Source organism: Pseudocitrobacter corydidari (assembly GCF_021172065.1).
Classification (GTDB): Bacteria; Pseudomonadota; Gammaproteobacteria; order Enterobacterales; family Enterobacteriaceae; genus Pseudocitrobacter; species Pseudocitrobacter corydidari.
Window position 1 is genome coordinate 1,701,444 of the sequence record NZ_CP087880.1, and the last position, 18,165, is coordinate 1,719,608.

The window sequence follows — 18,165 nt, forward strand, 5'->3', positions numbered from 1 at the left end:
CAACATGAGTGAATTAATTCAAAATACCAACAGCATCGAGTGGCGCTTTGAGCGACAAATTCTGCGTATTGAGCCGTGGGGAAAAAACAGCCTGCGCGTGCGTGCGACCTGCCAGCCCGGCTTCAGCGATGCGCGGCATGCGCTACTGTGCGCTGACGACTGCCCGGCGGAAATCACCACCGGCCCGGAGACATTAACCCTGCGCAACGGCAACATTCGCGCGGTGCTCAATCTGAAAGGACAACTGGCCTTTTACAACCAGCGCAACGAGTTGCTGCTTGAAGAGATGTGGCGACAGCGCTCGACGGTCGGTATTGGCGCCAGCGAGAAGAGTCAGGATAAGTACGTCAGCGCGCTGAAACTGGATGGGCGCGAATTCAAGCCGCTACCGGGCGGGAAATATCAGCTCACGGTGCGTTTTGAGTCGCGTCCTGACGAGAAAATCTACGGTATGGGGCAATACCAACAACCCTGGCTCGATTTAAAAGGCTGTACGCTCGAACTGGCGCAACGTAATTCACAGGCCAGCGTGCCGTTTATGCAATCCAGCCTCGGTTATGGCCTGCTGTGGAATAACCCCGCCATCGGCGAAGCCTGTTTTGCCAAAAATCAGACAACCTGGAAAGCGCAGGTCACCGGAGAAATGGACTACTGGGTAACTGCCGGAGACAGCATTGCCGATATCACGCGGCAATATGCGCGCGTCACCGGCACGCCGCCCGCCGCACCCGCATTTATCAGCGGCCTGTGGCAGTGCAAACTGCGCTATCGCAATCAGCAGGAAGTGCTGGAGGTCGCCCGGGAGTATCGTCGGCGTCATCTCCCGCTGTCGGTGATGGTTATCGATTTCTTCCACTGGCCGAATCAGGGGACCTGGTGTTTTGACCCGGTTGACTGGCCGGACCCGCGCGCGATGGTTGAAGAGCTGAAATCGCTCGGCATTGAACTGATGGTCTCCGTCTGGCCGACCGTCGAAGCCCGCAGCCCGCTCTTTGCGCAGATGAAAGCCAAAGGCTGGTTGGTAACCAGCGATCGCGGCGTGCAGGTGAATCTGGATTTTATGGGCAATACCACGTTCTTTGACGCCACACATCCGCAAGCCCGTCAGTTCGTCTGGGAAACGGTGAAGAAGAACTATCACGATCTGGGCATTAAGCTGTTCTGGCTGGATGAAGCCGAACCCGAATATCGCGCCTACGATTTCGATAACTATCGCTATCACGCCGGCCCGGTTCTGGAAGTGGGTAATCAGTATCCGCGCGATTTCGCGCAGGGTTTTTATGATGGTCTGAAGGCGGAAGGCGAAGAAGAAATCTGTAACCTGGTTCGCTGTAGCTGGGCGGGCAGCCAGCGTTACGGCGTGCTCGCGTGGTCGGGCGATGTTCACTCCTCGTTTCACGCGTTCCGCAACCAACTCGCCGCAGGGCTCAATATGGGGCTCGCGGGCATTCCCTGGTGGACCACGGACATCGGCGGTTTTCAGGGCGGCAATATTCACGACCCGGCCTTCCACGAGCTGTTGATCCGCTGGTTCCAGTGGGCGGTGTTCTGCCCGGTACTGCGGATGCATGGCTATCGTGAACCGCAAATTCAGCCAGCGGAAAGCTACCGTAACGGTATTCCACAGTGTAACAGCGGTTCGCCAAATGAGCTGTGGAGCTACGGAGAAGCCAACTTCGCCACGCTGCAACACTGGCTTTCGGTACGCGAGAAGCTGCGCCCCTATATCGATGCGCTGTTCAGCAATGCACAGCAGCACGGTGACCCGCTGATGCGCCCGCTGTTCTGGCATTATCCGGATGAAGCCAAAAGCTGGACGGTAGAAGATCAGTACCTGTTTGGTGACGATCTGCTGGTCGCGCCGGTGATGCAGGCGGGTCAGCGCGAGCGTACGCTGTGGCTTCCTGGCAATCATCGCTGGGTAGCACTGAACGGTGAACGTTATGCCGGGCAGCAGCAAATTACCGTCGATGCCGCGCTGGAAACGATTCCGGTCTTTATCCGTGAAGGAAGTCCGCTGGTGGCATTGCTGGTTGGCTTATTGTGCAGACGCCAGAATGATCGCCAGATGTTAAAAAAAGCCTGCTTATTCACGCGGTTGCGCGTAAAGTAAGCAGGCTTACTTTTTTTGGCAAGGATTTCCTTTCATGTTCGATACCACCCTGCTGATCCTCCTTGGTCTGGCGGCGCTCAGCTTCGTCAGTCATAACACCACCGTAGCCGTCTCCATCCTGGTACTGATTATTGTTCGTGTCACTCCGCTAAATACCTTTTTCCCCTGGATTGAGAAACAGGGGCTGACCATCGGGATTATTATCCTGACCATCGGCGTCATGGCGCCCATTGCCAGCGGTACCCTGCCTCCTTCCACGCTGCTGCATTCATTCGTTAACTGGAAATCGCTGGTGGCGATAGCGGTTGGCGTCTTTGTCTCGTGGCTTGGCGGACGCGGCGTCGTGCTGATGGGCAGCCAGCCACAGCTTGTGGCCGGGTTGCTGATTGGCACCGTGCTGGGCGTGGCGCTCTTTCGCGGCGTTCCGGTGGGCCCGCTGATTGCCGCCGGGCTGGTCTCCATTCTTATTGGGAAGTCGTAAGGCTCGCCAGATAGCGTCCCGGCGTCTGACCGAGCCCTTTACGGAACATGGTGATAAACGCGGTGGTGGAGTCATAACCCAGCGCCAGTGCCACCTGCTGCACCGCTAACCCGCGCACCAGCATTTGCAGCGCCAGAATCAACTGCAACTGGTGCCGCCAGCGGCGAAAATTGAGCCCGGTCTCTTTAACCACCAGCCGCGCCAGATTGCGTTCACTCATGGCAAAACGGCTGGCCCACTGGCTGAGCGTCTGCCACTGCGCGGGTTCCGCCTCCATAGTCTCTACCATAAGACGAATCTTCGGATGCGCGGACACCGGCAGCTGTAGCTGTTGCTCGGCCTGCTGCGGAAGCTCATCGAACAGCACCTGCGTCAGACGCTGGGTTTGCGGCGTCTGACGCGCGTTGCCAGGCCGTTGTGCGAGCGCCAGAATCAGCTCGCGCACCAGCGGTGAAATTTTCAGAGAACAGCAGTGATCGGGCATTAACGCCGCCCCGGGCTCGATAAACAGAAAACAGAGCTGCGCCTGCGGCGTCGCCCGATTGCTGTGCGGCATCCCGCCTGGGATCCACACCGCAAACTGGGGCGGCACCATCCAGCGCGCATTTTCCACCTCACAGGTGATCGCGCCATGCAGCGCCAGAATCAATTGCCCTTTACGATGCTGATGCTGCGCAATGTACTGCTCATCGGGCGCGACCTGAACGCTGAATGCCACTGCCGCATCGTGATGACCGTCGGGGTGATAACCATCAAGACCAAGACCCAACATAATTTTGTCCGAATTTAGCGATAATTTGTCATTTTAGCTTGATTTCATCCTGCGCTAAACAGGGTATCGTCTTGTTCCCATCGTTTTACTGAGAATGCTATGCGTACTGTTTCACCTTCTGCCGCCCGCCATACCTGGCTTTTGATTGCGGGCATCTTACTGATCGCCTCGACGCTACGCGTCACCTTTACCGGGGCTGCGCCACTGCTTGACGCTATTCGCGCGGAATACGGCTTAACCACTGCGCAAACCGGTTTGCTGACGACCCTCCCCCTGCTGGCTTTTGGGCTGGTCTCCCCACTGGCTGCGGGGATCGCGCAGCGCCTCGGCATTGAACGCAGCCTGTTTGTCGCCCTGCTGTTGATTTGCATCGGGATTGCGGTGCGTTCGTTACCGGCAGTCAGCCTGCTGTTCGTCGGTACGGCGATCATCGGCTGCGGAATTGCGCTGGGTAACGTCCTGCTGCCGGGGTTAATCAAACGCGATTTTGCAGGCAACGTCGCCCGCATGACCGGCGCGTATTCTGTCACCATGGGTGCCGCCGCCGCGCTGGGCTCCGCCATGGTCGTGCCGCTGGCCCTGAACGGTTTTGGCTGGCGTGGGGCATTACTGGGGCTGATGGTATTTCCACTGCTGGCATTCCTGCTGTGGTTACCGCAGTGGCGTGCGGCAAAAACCGCCACGCTGACCACCTCGCGTACCCTGAAAAGTCGGGGGATCTGGCGTTCATCTCTGGCGTGGCAGGTCACACTGTTTCTGGGGATCAACTCGCTGGTCTATTACGTGGTGATTGGCTGGCTGCCCGCCATTTTGATTGGGCAGGGCTACAGTGAAGCGCAGGCCGGATCGCTACATGGGCTGTTGCAGCTGGCGACCGCCGCGCCGGGATTTGTGATTCCGCTCGTCCTGCATCGGCTTAAAGATCAGCGCGGGATCGCCATACTCGTCGCGCTTATGTGTGCCGTGAGCGCGGCGGGCTACTGGCTCTTCCCGGCGCAGGCAGTTGTCTGGACGCTCATTTTCGGCTTCGGCTCCGGCGCGACGATGATCCTCGGTCTGACCTTTATCGGCCTGCGCGCCAGCTCGGCACATCAGGCCGCCGCGCTTTCGGGAATGGCGCAGTCTGTGGGTTATTTGCTGGCCGCCTGTGGGCCGCCGCTGATGGGGAAAATCCACGACGCCAGCGGTGACTGGCATATCCCGCTCTACGCCGTGGCGGTCATTTCACTGGTGATGGCGCTGTTTGGCGCACTCGCCGGACGCGACCGGGAAATTCACTAAGCGATTAATTGGCCGCTGCGTACAGGAAAGCCTGTACCAGCGGCGCAGGACGCCCTTCCAGCGCATTGCGCTCATGCTGGAAAAGCGTCGCCACAAAGAACGGATGCGTCACCAGTTCAACAGCGCGAATCTCCCCTTCTTCATCCCAGCCGGTCACCCGCAGCGGCTGGTCCTGTAACGCCGCCGCAAATTCCGCAGAGACCCCGTAGTTACAGTGGTAGCCCTCTGTAATTTCATCACGGCCGTACGCGCGAGCAATCAAGGTGTTCGAACGCAGTTCGATGGTGTCCTTTTTTTCCACCAGCGAGCAGCTCAGTGGCGCAATCACCATCCGGCCTTCGCTGTCAGTTTCGGCGTGAGCGGCATCGTCCCACCCCATGACATTACGCGCATATTCAATCATCGCATGCTGGAAACCACCGCAGGTGCCCAGGAATGGCAGGCTGTTTTCGCGCGCGTAGCGAATCGCCAAAAACGCGCCCTCGCTGTTCTTATACGGGCTGGCCGGGACCACCCAGATGGCGTCAAATTCAGCTAAATCATCGGTACTGTGAATATCTGAAGTCGCGATCCAATGGTAGTCCACGAGTATGTCCAGCACCGCCGCCGCGTCATCAATCGCCAGCGGAATCGCCTGATGGGCTGTCACGTCTGGGTTGTAGTCGCCAACCAGGGCGATGCGAAGGGAGTTTTTGACAGCAGGGTTTTCCATGAGTGGTCCTTATACGTAACAATTTTTCGAACAACATTATGCGTGTCATCCTGGTGGAGTCGCCCTTGAATAGCAATACCCGGGAGGGGGTGGTATTGTGGAAAGTCTATCATCTGGATGAGCGTAAAGGAGGCAGGAGATGATCCAGTGTAAACGCGTTTATGACGCAGCAACACCCGAGGATGGTTATCGCGTGCTCGTTGACCGACTGTGGCCGCGCGGTATCAAAAAGGAAAACCTTGTCTACGATGACTGGTGTAAAGATCTCACGCCGTCTGCCGAACTGCGTAAGGCGTATCATGGCGAAGTGATTGATTTTGCGACCTTCTGCCAGCACTACCGCGATGAACTAAACCAGCATCGCGAGGAAGGCGTTCGCCTGCAGGGCATCGCCAATACGCAGGGCCTTACGCTACTTTATGCCGCAACCAACACTACGCAAAACCATGCGCGAGTGTTAGCCGACTGGTTGAGCAAACTGTAAGACTCTTCAATGCTACGCCCGGCGGCGTAGCATTACGCAAGACTGAGCGCTTTTTCCTCTTCGGGCAACGCATCCGGCGTCAGTGGCAATAGATACTCGCTGCGCACAAACGCGAATCCGTGTTGTCCATCTGCCGCCCGCACATCACCGGTGACCAGCCATAAGGCGCGCGGCGATTGCGCAGGGATTTGCGTCATCACGCCATTCACCGGATTTAAAATACGTTCTCCCGGCGCACAAAGCGCAAACAGCTCAACGGCTTTACCAATATTCGCGCGACCTGCTGTGGTGCGCGCGGCAATAATCAGGGCGGTACTGCCCGGTTTATGCAAAAACATGCTCTCTTTCTACTCGCGTTCTTTGGTTAAGAATTATCCTAAGCGGAGTTTACTCAAGAGCCGCGATGTTGTCACTGTTTCTGCGGATGATCCCGGCGCCAGAGCGTCCATTCATCCACACGCTCGCCGCCCGGCAACTGGCAGAGATTGCTCTCCCCCTGAGCACTCTTCTGTGCAATCAGTTTGCCGCCCTTTTCCACGCAGTACACCGACGCCGGGTTAGCCATCCCCACCTGCTTTGGCGGCGGTGGCGCATCGGGTTGTTGTTGTGCGCACCCAGCAAGAAGTAATGCGGCACCGATCAGATACTGTTTTGACATGCTTTTTCCTTTTAGATGAGGTTTCACTTTAAACTCCATGATTTCTCCATTTTAACTGCACTTTTGCCGAATAAAGTACACCTCGTTCTCGAACTGACCAGAGAACAGATCATTCCATAATCAATGAGTTTTTGCCCCATCGCCCCCGATGGGGCTTTTTTTTGGATCTAACAATATGAAGTAGAAGGATTTATTTCAGGCCATGTCCACTCATTGCCCCCATTGAAAGAAAAGCTCCGCAATGCAGGATATTGATGATGAGTGTTAGATCTACATTGCCTGTCACCCTGCTGACAATGGATACAATCCTGACGACATTCATCACACAAACTCGCCACTGCTGCATCGACTCAATCGAGGCAAAGCCGAGTAACAATTAATAACCTCAGAATAACTCATACTACTTTCGTATTTTTCCTTAATTAATTGAAATATTATCACAAGTAACTACATTTAAAATAATAACGTTATGCCATGGGGAATAACATGTGTATTTTAATAAAGCATCTCACATGTAATTTTCTATTAATACTGATTCTTTCAATTTTGGCTGGATGCTCAAGCTTTAAAGGTGGACGACTTGGCTTTCCCTATAATAATAAAGCCAGCATGGAGACTATAACTAAAGCGTTAGGCGACAAAGTCATACAGTCTCAGAGTAATTTATTTAGCCCTACAGCCAGAAATGAGTTTATAACTGCCCAGATAATGCTTATCGACATTGATTATATAAAGTTTATTTCTGAAATAGCACCAGAGCAAGCGAACATGCATACTGTAACGGATATACTTTCATTATCCACCGGGCTAGCTGCAACAACATTCACACCAGTAATGACGAAGACTATTTTATCTGCAATCACAACGGCACTTGTCGGCTATAGAAGCGCTATTGATAACAATATATATTACAATCAGACAATAAACTCACTGATATCAACAATGAACGCTGAAAGAAATAGAATCCTATCAGAGATACTGAAAAACATGGCTGAGGACAACATATCAAAATATAGCTTTGTTGCTGCAAACCATGACATTCAGAATTACAGGGCTGCCGGATTAATATCCACAGCAGCAGGTATAATGGCTAAAGAGGCGAAAGAAAAGGAAACTGCCTCAGCGTCTCTTATGCAGAATACCATCGCCAACCTCAAGTAATTAGCTTATTTTATGTGAAGTGTACTCATAAACGTCATTAAATAACACATGGGAAGCACATATTGTTTTCCAGCTATATTTATAAAATAGATCATCAGGCATGATGTTCTGGAGGAAACGAAGCAAAAAAAAACATGGGACATCTTAATCTGATTCACAAATTTCAGCGCAATAGCATTAGTTTAGCATACAGCCTGGATAAAAAGTGAGTTCGGGAATATTGGCTCATATAGCACTGCGTCCTCAACCCAGGATGATCATCATCAAGTCGCCATCACTATAATTTTTTTATCATGTCAGGCTATTCTTAATAACTTGTACCCAGTGACATTGGCGTACTTTAAAGCATCAATGTCTGAACATGAAGAAGGTTAACCCGTTGAAATTTCGTATTCTGTGTATCGTTTTTTGCTCCACCATTCCTTCGGCGTATGCTGAGTACAATCTAGCCCCTGTGCGTACTCAAGCGATGTGTGCAAGTGTCCAGAATCGCTTAGGGAGTGATGGTGATCCCAAACGGTTTGATATTATTGCAAAAAATAATGTCACGGCTTACATCAAATATCGTAGTTCGCATGATTATGACGGCTACAAATTCACTCCCGAAACACTCGCTGAGGACTATGCATACTTTTTCCAGGAGTCAACACAGGAGCATACTGCAGAGATGCAACAAGAAGTTAAAAACAGTAATCTTGATGAAAACTATGCATGGGTTGCGGTGCTAAAGCAACAATGGGATAGCTTAAATTGTAATCAGCTTATTGATTTCAAAGGATAAACAACTAGATTCATTCTCACTTCGTCAACAGGCGTGGAATTTATAGCGGCCACTGATATGGGTGGATGTAGCTCTAATCAAGGGGCGGTATCGCCACCCAGCGGACCTTTTTTGTCCTAAAGCCTTATTTTCCTTCGCCAGAATGTATAAAATTTGATATATCCAGGCTGTATTCTTACTGAGCAGCCAGAAAATTCTTACCAACGTACGGCGTATTCCCCACTGTACGGGAGCTTTTTTCATGTCCGACAACATTCTTGCCCGGGTAACGCATACCCTTGCCACGGAACAATCTTTGGAGTTTCTGGTTCGCCAGTTACTCGAAATGCTTGAGCTGGTCACCAACATGGAGTCAACGTATCTGACCAAAATCGATACGGAAGCCCAGCTGCAACATATTGTTTATGCGCGCAACAGCGGGGATATGACCATCCCGGAAAACGCCTCCGTTCCCTGGGAAGAGTCGTTATGCAAACGGGCAATGGATGAAAATTTTTTCTTCTGTAATGACGTCGACGTCCACTGGGCGGATTGCGAACGTGCGCGCGAGCTTGGCATCACCACGTTTCTCAGCACGCCGGTGCATCTGGCCGATGGCTCGCTGTATGGAACGCTGTGCGCCTCCAGTAAGCAGACCATGCCTTTTAGCCTGAACGGTCAGCAGGTGCTACAGCTGTTCGCCAGTATTATTGCGCGCTACATTGAGAAAGAGTCGCTGGTGAATCAACTGCGCGCAGCGAATGCGGCGCTGATATACCATTCCTACACCGATGCATTAACAGGATTACCTAATCGCCGGGCGATATTTGAAAACCTGGAGACCATGTTCTCTCATGCCCGGAAAGTGGGCTGTCATATTACGCTTGCCTATATCGACCTTGATGGCTTTAAGGCCATCAATGACCACTACGGCCATCACTGGGGCGATCGGTTCTTACAGCAGGTTGGGCAACGCTTGCTGGCCTTTAAAACGGAAGACGGCCTGGTCGGGCGTTTGGGTGGCGATGAATTTCTGGCTGCGGTACTCTGTGCCTCAAAAGGTGAACAGACACAGTTTGTCAGTACGCTGCGTCAACAGCTCAGCGGTGATTATACGTTAGCAGAAACAACCCTCCACTATCCCGGAACCAGTATTGGCGTGATTGACATTGATCCCCACAGCACAGACATTGAAAGCGCCCTGCGCGCCGCCGACAGTGCGATGTACCTGGATAAACAGATGCGCCGTCAGATGCATTCCCCCTGGCATATCGGTTAAGATTCACCCTACACAACATGAATAAATAACATTCAGGATAAAATAATGAGGCTAGGTATCGCTTTTCCCATCGTCATCTTTATTGTGGCGGTCATTTTTCTGAGCTGGTTCTTTATCGGCGGCTATGCGCTACCGGAAGGTGCAAAATGAGAAAAACAACCATCATTATGTTGATTGTGGCGGTTGTAGCCGTCGCCGGGACACAACTAGGCTGGTGGTAAACCTGCACAAAGGCCGGTTTACCGGCCTGATTCCTGCTGTTCGCCCTTCTTCATCCGATACATGTCCGCATCCGCCTGCTGGATTGCGCTATCCAGATTATCCGCACTTGTAGACATTCCCCATGATACGGATAACGGCACCACTTCGCCCTCTACCGTAAAGGCATGCTGTGTTACCTGCATAGCAATCCGTTCAGCAATATAGCGCGCATCTTCCTTGCTGGCGCTGGCCAGTAAAATGACAAACTCATCACCACCAGTACGGATCACCAGATCGTGTACGGCACGGACGTTATCCAGCATACATTGCGCGATAATCTTCAGCGCGCGGTCTCCCACGCTATGCCCCCAGGCATCGTTGATCGCTTTAAACTTGTTGCAGTCAAACAGAAGAACGGTTGTGTAACGGAGTTCATGCTTCTGAATCAGTTCCAGAATATTACGCGTATAACTGCCGGTGAGCGCATCAGAATAGAAACGATTGTCACCTTTATTTAGCCTGCGGCGTATAACAAAAAACAGTAATAAAAAGAGCAACGGCGCCAGCAGAACGGCCGTTGAGGCCATTGGGTCATGTAAGATGTATAAATAAAGCGGCAGCGCATAGCGGAATTCGTAGCGATCGGAAAGGTCGTAAACCTGATAAACCGTCGGCCAGTTACAGTTATCTGTTAAACAAAGATGGCTAGCATCCTGACGGTTAACAAATTTCAGCATCAGCTCAGAAGGGACGTTATTTTTGAACGACTCGCGTAAAGCGCGTTGTAACTCGGGCTTCGAAAAATCGTACAGTAAATAACCGACAATATGATTACTCACCTGTCCAGCAGAAAGATCGTAGATATAACTCACCAGACTGTAGGCTTTTTCACCGGTTATTTTATCCGTATAAAAATTGGTCGAGCTCCGCGCTTTTTTACGAGAATCTTTGAGTAATAAGCGGTCATAAAACGATTCAGGAATCTGGAAAAAGGCGGCAGGATTACGCGCCATTTGTGATGAATCAAAGGAAAAGCGAACGGAGTCTTTACTGGTAAACCAATAAAACCAGTGCGCGTCATGCGCCACAATATAACGATGGGTATCGTAATGCCCAGGATTCAGCGTGTTCATTCTGGCACGCACGAACTCGCCTGCGGCAAACATACAGCGCGCTTCTTCGCTCTGCGTTCTGGATATCAGCGTGCCGTAGCCCGGATTTAGAACCGACCGGTCAGCATTGATGCCCCATTCATCGCGATTACGCGGACGAAAATCGCTCAAATTGCCGCACAGGTTATTACTTTTTAGCTGTTGATAACGCACCCCCGCGGCATCGGCAATTAATTCATTATCATTAAAGATGGCCAGCATATTGCTTTCCAGCGCATTAATGCCGTCATTGACCTGAGTAATGGCACGTTGATACATAAAAAAGAGATACAGGAAAATTAACAGGCCAGTGATCCCTGCTGCCACCAGCAACGCCTGCTTCTTTCGTAAACTGTCCTGAACACGTCTCACATGCGCACCATCATAAAAGTCATCCTTTTAAACGTAACACACTTTGTGTTTTTAGCTTGTTCAGAAAGAACCTATCAGAAAAATAGGCTATTCATACCTTAAATGTGTGGTTATTAACAAATTAATGTACAACTGACTAATTTATGTGCATGAGAATTAGGCGCAAAGACGCAGGGAGCCATGAGGAATACGGAGTAATCTTATCTACTAATGCATGGGCTTTTATAACAATCGTCTCAGCTGAATCGCATAGACTATTTATGGCGACAGCGTGTTACAGGAGACACTTATAATGAAAAAATTGCTCGCACTCTCTTTATTAATTGTATTGAGCAGCACACTCAGCGGATGCATCATCGATCATGACCATCACCGTGGCGGTCATCACCACTCGCATCATCGTTGACAGAGGGAAAATTCAGGCGAGCCATGCTCGCCTGATAAAATTAGCTGTGGCTCTCTTTGGGACCCAGGAAAATAAAACCGAATGGAATCGACCCCAGCACGGTGAAAATGCAGCTGTAGACCATGACCATCGCACCCTGCAAAAAGAACATGCCCGTTGTCCACTCCGAATAAGGCAGGTTGTACTCACGTACTACGCCGCCAAACGTTGCCCGCCCCACGACAAACAACGCAATCACAAATATTGTGCAGGCACACAGCAGAAATTTTTTGCCGTTCCTTGTCCGCAATTTTTCCAGCACCATACTCAACGCTCCCCTTCATGGCGATATATTACGCTGTAGTTGTAACATTTATGTGCCAATAAATGAATGTTTTTGTGAATCCATAGTGATCTACCCCTTTTAAAGTAGTATTTAAAATGCACTTTTTGATAAATTTCGACCGCCACTTCGTGCTCTAATAACCCGTAACAAAACAGGGGGAAACATGTTACGGATTCCGCAAAGTTGTGTTCATACGCGTTCCACGCCGTTCTGGAACAAAGAGACGGCACCCGCCGGTATTTTCCAGCGTCATCTCGATAAAGGTACGCGCCAGGGGGTCTACCCTCGCCTGTCGGTGCATAAAGGGGCGGTGAAATACCTGGGCTATGCTGATGAGACGTTCGAACAGCCTGAAGCCGAGTTACTGATCGAAGCGGGTCACTTTGGCGTGTTCCCTCCTGAGAAATGGCATCTGATAGAACTGATGACCGAAGATACTGTTTTTCAAATTGATTTTTTCGTGGAAGCTGATGTTTTGAGATCCCTTTAAGCTCACAAGGCGACTAAGTAAGGAGCCAATTATGCTGCGTATTCCTGAAAATTTTATTCATTCCCGTTCAACACCGTTCTGGAATAAAGACACCGCGCCAAAAGCGCTGTTCACTCACCACAACACCAAAGCACATGTTTATGGCCGCCTGTCGGTGATGCAGGGCGCGGTGCGCTACTTTGGTTTTCCTGACGCCGAGGCCACTGAGCCTGACGTCGACATTGTCATCGAAGCCGGGTCATTCGGCATTTCGCCGCCGCAAAAATGGCACCGAATCGAGCTTCTGACTGACGATACCTATTTCAATATCGACTTCTTTGCCGACCCGGATGTCAAACTTGAAGGCGCAGGCCTGGGCAAAGTGGTCAATTCGCATAAGGAGTAAACATCATGGGTAAAGCAACCTATACGGTGACCGTCACGAACAACAGCAACGGCATTTCGGTGGATTATGAAACCGATAAACCGATGGAATTGCTGATACCTGATGTTGCTGCCGATGTGGTGAAAGATCTGATCAATACCGTGCGTGCGTACGATACCGAGAATGAACACGAAGTGTGTGGCTGGTAACGTATCCGGCGGGAGAGAAAACGGGAGCCAATGGGCTCCCGTTTTTTATTACTTCAGGGCAATCCGCGCCACGCTATCCGGGCCTTTGGTGGTGCTGTCATCGTTGAAGTCTTGCTTCAGCGTGACATACAGCGTCTGACCGTCCGGCGTCAGTAGCAGACTGTTCGGGCGGGCGTCAAATGACCAGCTTTTCTTCACCGCATAGGTGGTGGCATCCAGCTGCAACACTTTCTTCGATTCACGCTGGCTGATAAAGATCTCATTGCGTTTCGCGTCAAACTTAATGCCCAGCGCATCGCCTTCCAGACGTTTAATCACGCGTCCGGTGCGCTCATCAAACACCAACGTGGTTTTCGCCTTTGAGTCATCGGTCACGAACAGACGCCCCGTTTGTGGGTCTGTCGCCATATTCAGGAACAGGTAGCTTTTGCCATCCCCTGCGGTCAGGCGTTTTTCAATGCGGTAGTTTTTCGGGTTAATCACCAGAATTTCACCGCCGCCATTGGCCGCGTAAATACGATCGGTGGTAGGCGAGTAGATAATCCCGGTTACCCATTTCCCGGCATTTTTGATGCGGGTTTTTAGGGTCATGGTTTTGGCATCCACCACCCAAATCAGGCCAGGGTCTGCCACGCCGCCGATAAACAGCAGCCCGTCGTGCCACAGGATTTCACGCGCGCCAACCGGGTCGCCATCCGGGCCTTTTTCGCTAAATTTCACCCGTTGCAGAATCTTGCCGGTTTTGGCATCCACTTTCGATACGGCACCATCAAGGGAGTTGGTGGTGTAGAAGACGCTTCCGTCCGGCTCGCTCGCCATGCCAAAGTTTTTATAATCGGTATGCGTTTCACCGGTAGTGGCAAGGGTTGCCGGGTCCAGACGATAAAGCACGCCACCATTAATATCTTTAAAACCCTGCGCGCTGGCGACATAAAGCGCCTTTTCCGTCGGCGCGTAATTCATCTCATAGAGTCCATTCGCTAATACGCGCTGCGTGACGTCGCTGCTGGCGGCTGGCGGCTGCGTTTTTGATTCTACCGGCGGATTCTTCACCGCCGGAGACTGGCATGCCGAAAGCCCCAGCGCAGCAGCAATCGCAAAAGCCACCGTAACGTGACGGCGCGTAAGCACTAATTTCATTCTGTACTCCATTCAATGGATAAAGGTTCCCGTGACGGCAACCATTAGAGAATGAGAATCATACTTATTATCACCACTTTAGCAAACGTTACCGACTCTGCAGCCATAGCAACTCACCCACCCTTTGCCGCGATTAATCCCACCTCTCCACACACAACGCCCGCCGCGCGCCCGTTAGAGAAAAACCCTTACAACACTGTGATAATTAAAGAATTTACATTAACTTACAATTTAGATGAGATCATTTCTCAATTCGATAAGGCAAATGATTATCATTGCCATTCGCTCATTGAGCGGTGGTCACAGTGGCAGATTTTTCGATAACAAACACAACATATGAGAACGTACAATGGGTTGTTTTAACAGGGTTCCCCGTTCCGCACAGAGATCTTCAGCAAGGGCATCACGCTTTCTTTTTTCAAGCCTGGCGGCGATGATTCATCTCGCCCTCGCCTCTGGCTCAGCGGTCGCTGCGGAAAATACCAATACGCAGGATGTCATGGTGGTCGATGGCGCGTCGTCGGATGTATCAGATAATACGCAGGGCCAGCACGACTACAGTGTGAAAACGACGCGTGCGGGCACCAAAATGCTGCTCACCCCCCGCGATGTGCCGCAGTCGGTCAGCGTCATCACCGAACAACGCATGCAGGATCAAAACCTGGAAACTGTCGGCGATGTGCTGGCGAATACCACGGGGATCTCCGCCAATATTTTTGACAGCGAACGTTCCAGCTATTTTTCTCGTGGTTTTTACATCAACAACTATACCTTTGATGATATTCCAACCTCCGTCAGCGATGAGTGGAACTTTGGCGACGCGGGTGACGACACCGCCATTTATGATCGTATTGAAGTGGTTCGCGGCGCGACCGGGTTAATGACCGGCGCAGGCAATCCGGCGGCCTCGGTCAACATGGTACGCAAACACGCTGACAGCCGTGAATTTACGGGCAACGTCGGCGCCACCTATGGCAGCTGGAACAAACAGCGCTATGTCGCCGATCTCTCTGCCCCGCTGAACGACACGGGCTCCGTGCGCGGCAGAATCATCGCCGGATATCAGGATCAGGACAGCTGGCTGGATCGTTATCATAAACGCAAAAAATTCTTCTACGGCGTCGTCGATGCTGACATCACCGACAACACGACCGTTTCGCTGGGCTATGATTATCAGCAAAGTACCACCCGCAATCCGACCTGGGGCGGGCTGCCAACCTGGTACAGTAACGGCGTAAAAACCCATTACGACCGCAGCACTAACCCCTCAGCAGACTGGGCGCACTACTATCTTGAATCACGCAAAGTTTTCGCCGACCTGACCCACGAATTTGATAATGGCTGGAGCCTGCGCATGAATGGTACGCATGCGGAAGCCTCGTTTGATTCGAAACTGCTCTACTCCTTCGGCTTTCCGGATCAGTCCACCGGGGAAGGCCTGTCGGGTTATGGCAGTCTCGATCGCGGCAAGCGGAGACTCGATTCCGTGGATACCTACACCACCGGGCCCTTCACGCTGCTGGGGCGTCAGCACGAGCTGGTGGCGGGCCTGAGCTACAGCCGACAGACCAACCGCTATTACAGCGCCGGAGCGGATATTGATACGGCAGATATTGGCGTGTTTGATAACAACTGGAACGGCAGCCTCGCGGAACCCGCCTGGAGCGACTGGACGCTAACATCCGATGATATCGTGCGGCAAAAATCTGCTTACACGGCGGCGCGTTTCTCGCTGGCTGACCCGCTCTCTTTAATTGTGGGCGCGCGCTACACCCAATGGAGCACTCACGGCTCCAGTGGGGATATGAGTAAAAACAACATTACGCCGTATGCCGGGCTGGTGTATGACATCAATGACATCTGGTCGGCGTATGCCAGTTATACCTCCATCTTCCAGCCGCAGACCTACCGCGACCAGAAAGGCAGTTACCTCTCGCCGGTCACTGGAAAAAGTTACGAAACGGGCCTGAAATCCGCCTGGCTGGACGGTCGGTTAACCGCGACGGTTGCCGTGTTCCGCATTGAGCAGGATAACGTAGGCCAGGCCGATGGCGATAATCACGTCAACGGCAGCAGCGAGCAGGCCTATTATGCGGCAAAAGGCGCAGTCAGTAAGGGCGCGGAGTTTGAGCTGAACGGTGCGGTGACCGATAACCTGCAAATGACCTTTGGCGCCACGCGCTACGTCGCACGCGATTCCACAGGGCGCTTCAACAGCAATATGCCTCAGACGCAGTTTAAGCTCTTTAGCCGTTACCAGTTACCGATGCTGCGCGACCTTACCGTCGGCGGCGGCCTCACCTGGCAGAATCGAACATATCAGGATGCCAGTGGACCGGATGGCGAAACCACCCGCGTCCATCAGGGCAGTTATCCACTGGCGAATCTGTTTGCCCGCTACCAGGTCACGAAACAACTGGCGGTGCAGGCGAATATCGAAAACCTCTTCGACCGCGAATACTACTCCTGGGCCAGTGATTACGTGGTATATGGCGAACCGCGTAACTATTCGGTGAACGTCTCCTGGGCATTCTGACCGACACACGCAGAGGATTATCCTCTGCGTTTTTCCCCTCCGCTTTCAGACTGATTAACCCCGCCCTGACTGGATCTTACCGCGATATTATTCCAGGCTTGAAACCATGAAAAATTCAACCGCACTGGGTATCACCGGCTTTTCGCTTATCGCAGTAACCTACGGGATGGCGAGATTTTCCTGGGGGTTGATGATGCCGGAAGTGGCGAAAGAGGTGTCGTTTAGCCCACAAATTGCCGGCATTATCGCGGCCTGCAGCTATCTGGCTTACTGCCTGGCGATCGTCTTCACTCCCCTGCTGGTTTCCCGCTTTGGCCCACGCATGCCGGCAATGACTGCCGCACTGGCAGCTGCCGCCGGGCTTATTCTGCTGGCGCTGACACATTCCCCGCTTGTGCTCGCCGTCGGGCTTTTCATCGCAGGCGCCAGCGCAGGGTTATCTTCTCCAGCGCTTGCAGAGGCCGTTTCACAGCGAATCTCCACGCACAACCAGCCGCAGGTGAATACCGCCATTAATGCGGGTACCGGCGCGGGAATTATTGTCAGCGTTCCGGTATTACTGGTCATGCCCGGCGGCTGGCGAATGGCGTGTATAACTTTTGCCGCGCTGGCAATATTCTGCCTGTTGCTGATTTATCGCCATATTCCCCGCGAAACGCGAGCAAAGAAGGCGCAAAATCCCTTTGCCCTGCGTGAATTGTTTTCGCCAGCGATGCTACGCTTAGCCTTTATCGCTCTGATAAGCGGCGCGGCCAGCGCGGCCTGGTGGAGTTTTGGCCCGGATATACTCGCCCATCATCTTGCAGTGAATGCGCGGCTTCGCAGCCTGCTATGGCTGATAAGCGGAGCGGCGGGCATTCTAGCGGTATTCACCGGGTTACTGGCTCGCTACCTGGCCTGGACGCAGATTTATCGTTTATCTCAGCTGTGCATGGCGCTGCCATTGCTGCTGATGGCTTTTTTGCAAAGTTACTCCGGGTGGCTGATCCCTGCAGTGGCGATGTGTGGTGCCGGGTATGTCACGCTTTCCGGTGTGTTGCTGGTGTATGCCGCCGATGTCCTTCGTCAGGCTCCGGCAACTGGGGTTTGCGTCGCATTCTTTATGCTGGCCGCGGGTCAGGTGGTGGGGTCTGCATTGTTTGGGCAGATTTATGCGGGGTATGGTGCGGTTATAACTTTAATTGTGTTTGCGGGGATGTCGTGTGCCATGTTACTTATAACGCCCTCTTCCCGCAGGCAAGTCAGTAGCGAGCACAGGACTACGTCATAA

Annotated in this window: 20 protein-coding genes; 13 read left to right on the top strand and 7 right to left on the bottom strand. The window is 52.3% G+C overall.

All coding sequences use genetic code 11. The features are described from left to right. Positions 1–4: 4 nt before the first annotated feature. Together G163CM_RS07880 and G163CM_RS07885 are read left to right on the top strand one after the other, a co-directional pair. Entirely contained in the window at positions 5–2,113 is a 2,109-nt protein-coding gene (locus G163CM_RS07880; RefSeq protein WP_231827631.1) for a glycoside hydrolase family 31 protein, read from the top strand. Between the two features lie 34 nt (positions 2,114–2,147). Further along, the gene (locus G163CM_RS07885; protein ID WP_015964805.1) at positions 2,148–2,594 is read left to right on the top strand and encodes a DUF441 domain-containing protein; all 447 of its coding nucleotides are present in this window, start codon (positions 2,148–2,150) and stop codon (positions 2,592–2,594) included. On the opposite strand, the gene G163CM_RS07890 is transcribed toward G163CM_RS07885, so the two are convergent. Beyond that, entirely contained in the window at positions 2,578–3,369 is a 792-nt protein-coding gene (locus G163CM_RS07890; protein ID WP_231828345.1) for an AraC family transcriptional regulator, read from the bottom strand. The genes G163CM_RS07885 and G163CM_RS07890 overlap by 17 nt on opposite strands. Positions 3,370–3,465: 96 nt before the next feature. Between G163CM_RS07890 and G163CM_RS07895 the strand changes: the two genes are divergently transcribed. Next, on the top strand, positions 3,466–4,647 hold the full coding sequence (locus tag G163CM_RS07895; protein WP_231827632.1) for a CynX/NimT family MFS transporter: 1,182 nt from the start codon (positions 3,466–3,468) through the stop codon (positions 4,645–4,647). A gap of 4 nt (positions 4,648–4,651) precedes the next feature. On the opposite strand, the gene G163CM_RS07900 is transcribed toward G163CM_RS07895, so the two are convergent. After that, positions 4,652–5,359 carry a CTP synthase C-terminal region-related (seleno)protein gene (locus G163CM_RS07900; protein WP_231827633.1) on the bottom strand — a complete coding sequence of 236 codons (708 nt, stop codon included), beginning with the start codon at positions 5,357–5,359 and terminating at the stop codon, positions 4,652–4,654. A 139-nt stretch (positions 5,360–5,498) separates the two neighbouring features. Between G163CM_RS07900 and G163CM_RS07905 the strand changes: the two genes are divergently transcribed. Continuing rightward, positions 5,499–5,843 carry a DUF488 domain-containing protein gene (locus G163CM_RS07905; protein ID WP_149464741.1) on the top strand — a complete coding sequence of 115 codons (345 nt, stop codon included), beginning with the start codon at positions 5,499–5,501 and terminating at the stop codon, positions 5,841–5,843. A gap of 32 nt (positions 5,844–5,875) precedes the next feature. On the opposite strand, the gene G163CM_RS07910 is transcribed toward G163CM_RS07905, so the two are convergent. Together G163CM_RS07910 and G163CM_RS07915 are read right to left on the bottom strand one after the other, a co-directional pair. Continuing rightward, positions 5,876–6,181 carry a hypothetical protein gene (locus G163CM_RS07910; protein WP_015964810.1) on the bottom strand — a complete coding sequence of 102 codons (306 nt, stop codon included), beginning with the start codon at positions 6,179–6,181 and terminating at the stop codon, positions 5,876–5,878. A gap of 71 nt (positions 6,182–6,252) precedes the next feature. After that, on the bottom strand, positions 6,253–6,501 hold the full coding sequence (locus G163CM_RS07915; RefSeq protein WP_041686470.1) for a putative hemolysin: 249 nt from the start codon (positions 6,499–6,501) through the stop codon (positions 6,253–6,255). Positions 6,502–6,987: 486 nt separating this feature from the next. On the opposite strand from G163CM_RS07915, the gene G163CM_RS07920 reads away from it, so the two are divergent. From G163CM_RS07920 to G163CM_RS07935, 4 genes are all read left to right on the top strand, one after another. After that, positions 6,988–7,662 carry a hypothetical protein gene (locus G163CM_RS07920; protein WP_231827634.1) on the top strand — a complete coding sequence of 225 codons (675 nt, stop codon included), beginning with the start codon at positions 6,988–6,990 and terminating at the stop codon, positions 7,660–7,662. Positions 7,663–8,023: 361 nt separating this feature from the next. Beyond that, positions 8,024–8,443: a hypothetical protein gene (locus G163CM_RS07925; RefSeq protein ID WP_231827635.1), complete on the top strand. Its 420-nt coding sequence runs from the start codon at positions 8,024–8,026 to the stop codon at positions 8,441–8,443. Between the two features lie 241 nt (positions 8,444–8,684). Next, the gene (locus G163CM_RS07930) at positions 8,685–9,701 is read left to right on the top strand and encodes a GGDEF domain-containing protein (RefSeq protein ID WP_231827636.1); all 1,017 of its coding nucleotides are present in this window, start codon (positions 8,685–8,687) and stop codon (positions 9,699–9,701) included. 45 nt (positions 9,702–9,746) lie between these two features. Then, positions 9,747–9,851: a YoaK family small membrane protein gene (locus G163CM_RS07935; RefSeq protein WP_015964813.1), complete on the top strand. Its 105-nt coding sequence runs from the start codon at positions 9,747–9,749 to the stop codon at positions 9,849–9,851. Between the two features lie 89 nt (positions 9,852–9,940). On the opposite strand, the gene G163CM_RS07940 is transcribed toward G163CM_RS07935, so the two are convergent. Together G163CM_RS07940 and G163CM_RS07945 are read right to left on the bottom strand one after the other, a co-directional pair. Continuing rightward, positions 9,941–11,425 (bottom strand): GGDEF domain-containing protein, encoded by a 1,485-nt coding sequence (locus G163CM_RS07940; RefSeq protein WP_231827637.1) that lies wholly within the window; start codon positions 11,423–11,425, stop codon positions 9,941–9,943. A gap of 446 nt (positions 11,426–11,871) precedes the next feature. Then, the gene (locus G163CM_RS07945) at positions 11,872–12,135 is read right to left on the bottom strand and encodes a DUF2534 family protein (RefSeq protein ID WP_015964815.1); all 264 of its coding nucleotides are present in this window, start codon (positions 12,133–12,135) and stop codon (positions 11,872–11,874) included. A 184-nt stretch (positions 12,136–12,319) separates the two neighbouring features. On the opposite strand from G163CM_RS07945, the gene G163CM_RS07950 reads away from it, so the two are divergent. The 3 genes from G163CM_RS07950 to G163CM_RS07960 are packed head-to-tail and all read left to right on the top strand — an operon-like array spanning position 12,320 to position 13,219. Then, positions 12,320–12,646, top strand: coding sequence for a TehB family protein (locus G163CM_RS07950; protein WP_231827638.1), 327 nt, complete (start codon positions 12,320–12,322; stop codon positions 12,644–12,646). A 31-nt stretch (positions 12,647–12,677) separates the two neighbouring features. Beyond that, positions 12,678–13,031 carry a TehB family protein gene (locus G163CM_RS07955; RefSeq protein WP_015964817.1) on the top strand — a complete coding sequence of 118 codons (354 nt, stop codon included), beginning with the start codon at positions 12,678–12,680 and terminating at the stop codon, positions 13,029–13,031. Between the two features lie 5 nt (positions 13,032–13,036). After that, positions 13,037–13,219 carry a DUF1869 domain-containing protein gene (locus G163CM_RS07960; protein WP_015964818.1) on the top strand — a complete coding sequence of 61 codons (183 nt, stop codon included), beginning with the start codon at positions 13,037–13,039 and terminating at the stop codon, positions 13,217–13,219. A 48-nt stretch (positions 13,220–13,267) separates the two neighbouring features. Here the strand turns inward: G163CM_RS07960 and G163CM_RS07965 are convergent, their stop codons facing one another. Beyond that, positions 13,268–14,359 carry a YncE family protein gene (locus G163CM_RS07965; RefSeq protein WP_015964819.1) on the bottom strand — a complete coding sequence of 364 codons (1,092 nt, stop codon included), beginning with the start codon at positions 14,357–14,359 and terminating at the stop codon, positions 13,268–13,270. 349 nt (positions 14,360–14,708) lie between these two features. Here G163CM_RS07965 and fhuE point away from each other — a divergent pair, with 349 nt between their 5' ends. Further along, positions 14,709–16,895: a ferric-rhodotorulic acid/ferric-coprogen receptor FhuE gene (gene fhuE / locus G163CM_RS07970; RefSeq protein ID WP_255690273.1), complete on the top strand. Its 2,187-nt coding sequence runs from the start codon at positions 14,709–14,711 to the stop codon at positions 16,893–16,895. A gap of 106 nt (positions 16,896–17,001) precedes the next feature. Beyond that, a complete protein-coding gene (locus tag G163CM_RS07975) occupies positions 17,002–18,165 on the top strand; it encodes an MFS transporter (protein ID WP_231827640.1) in 1,164 nt (387 codons plus the stop codon).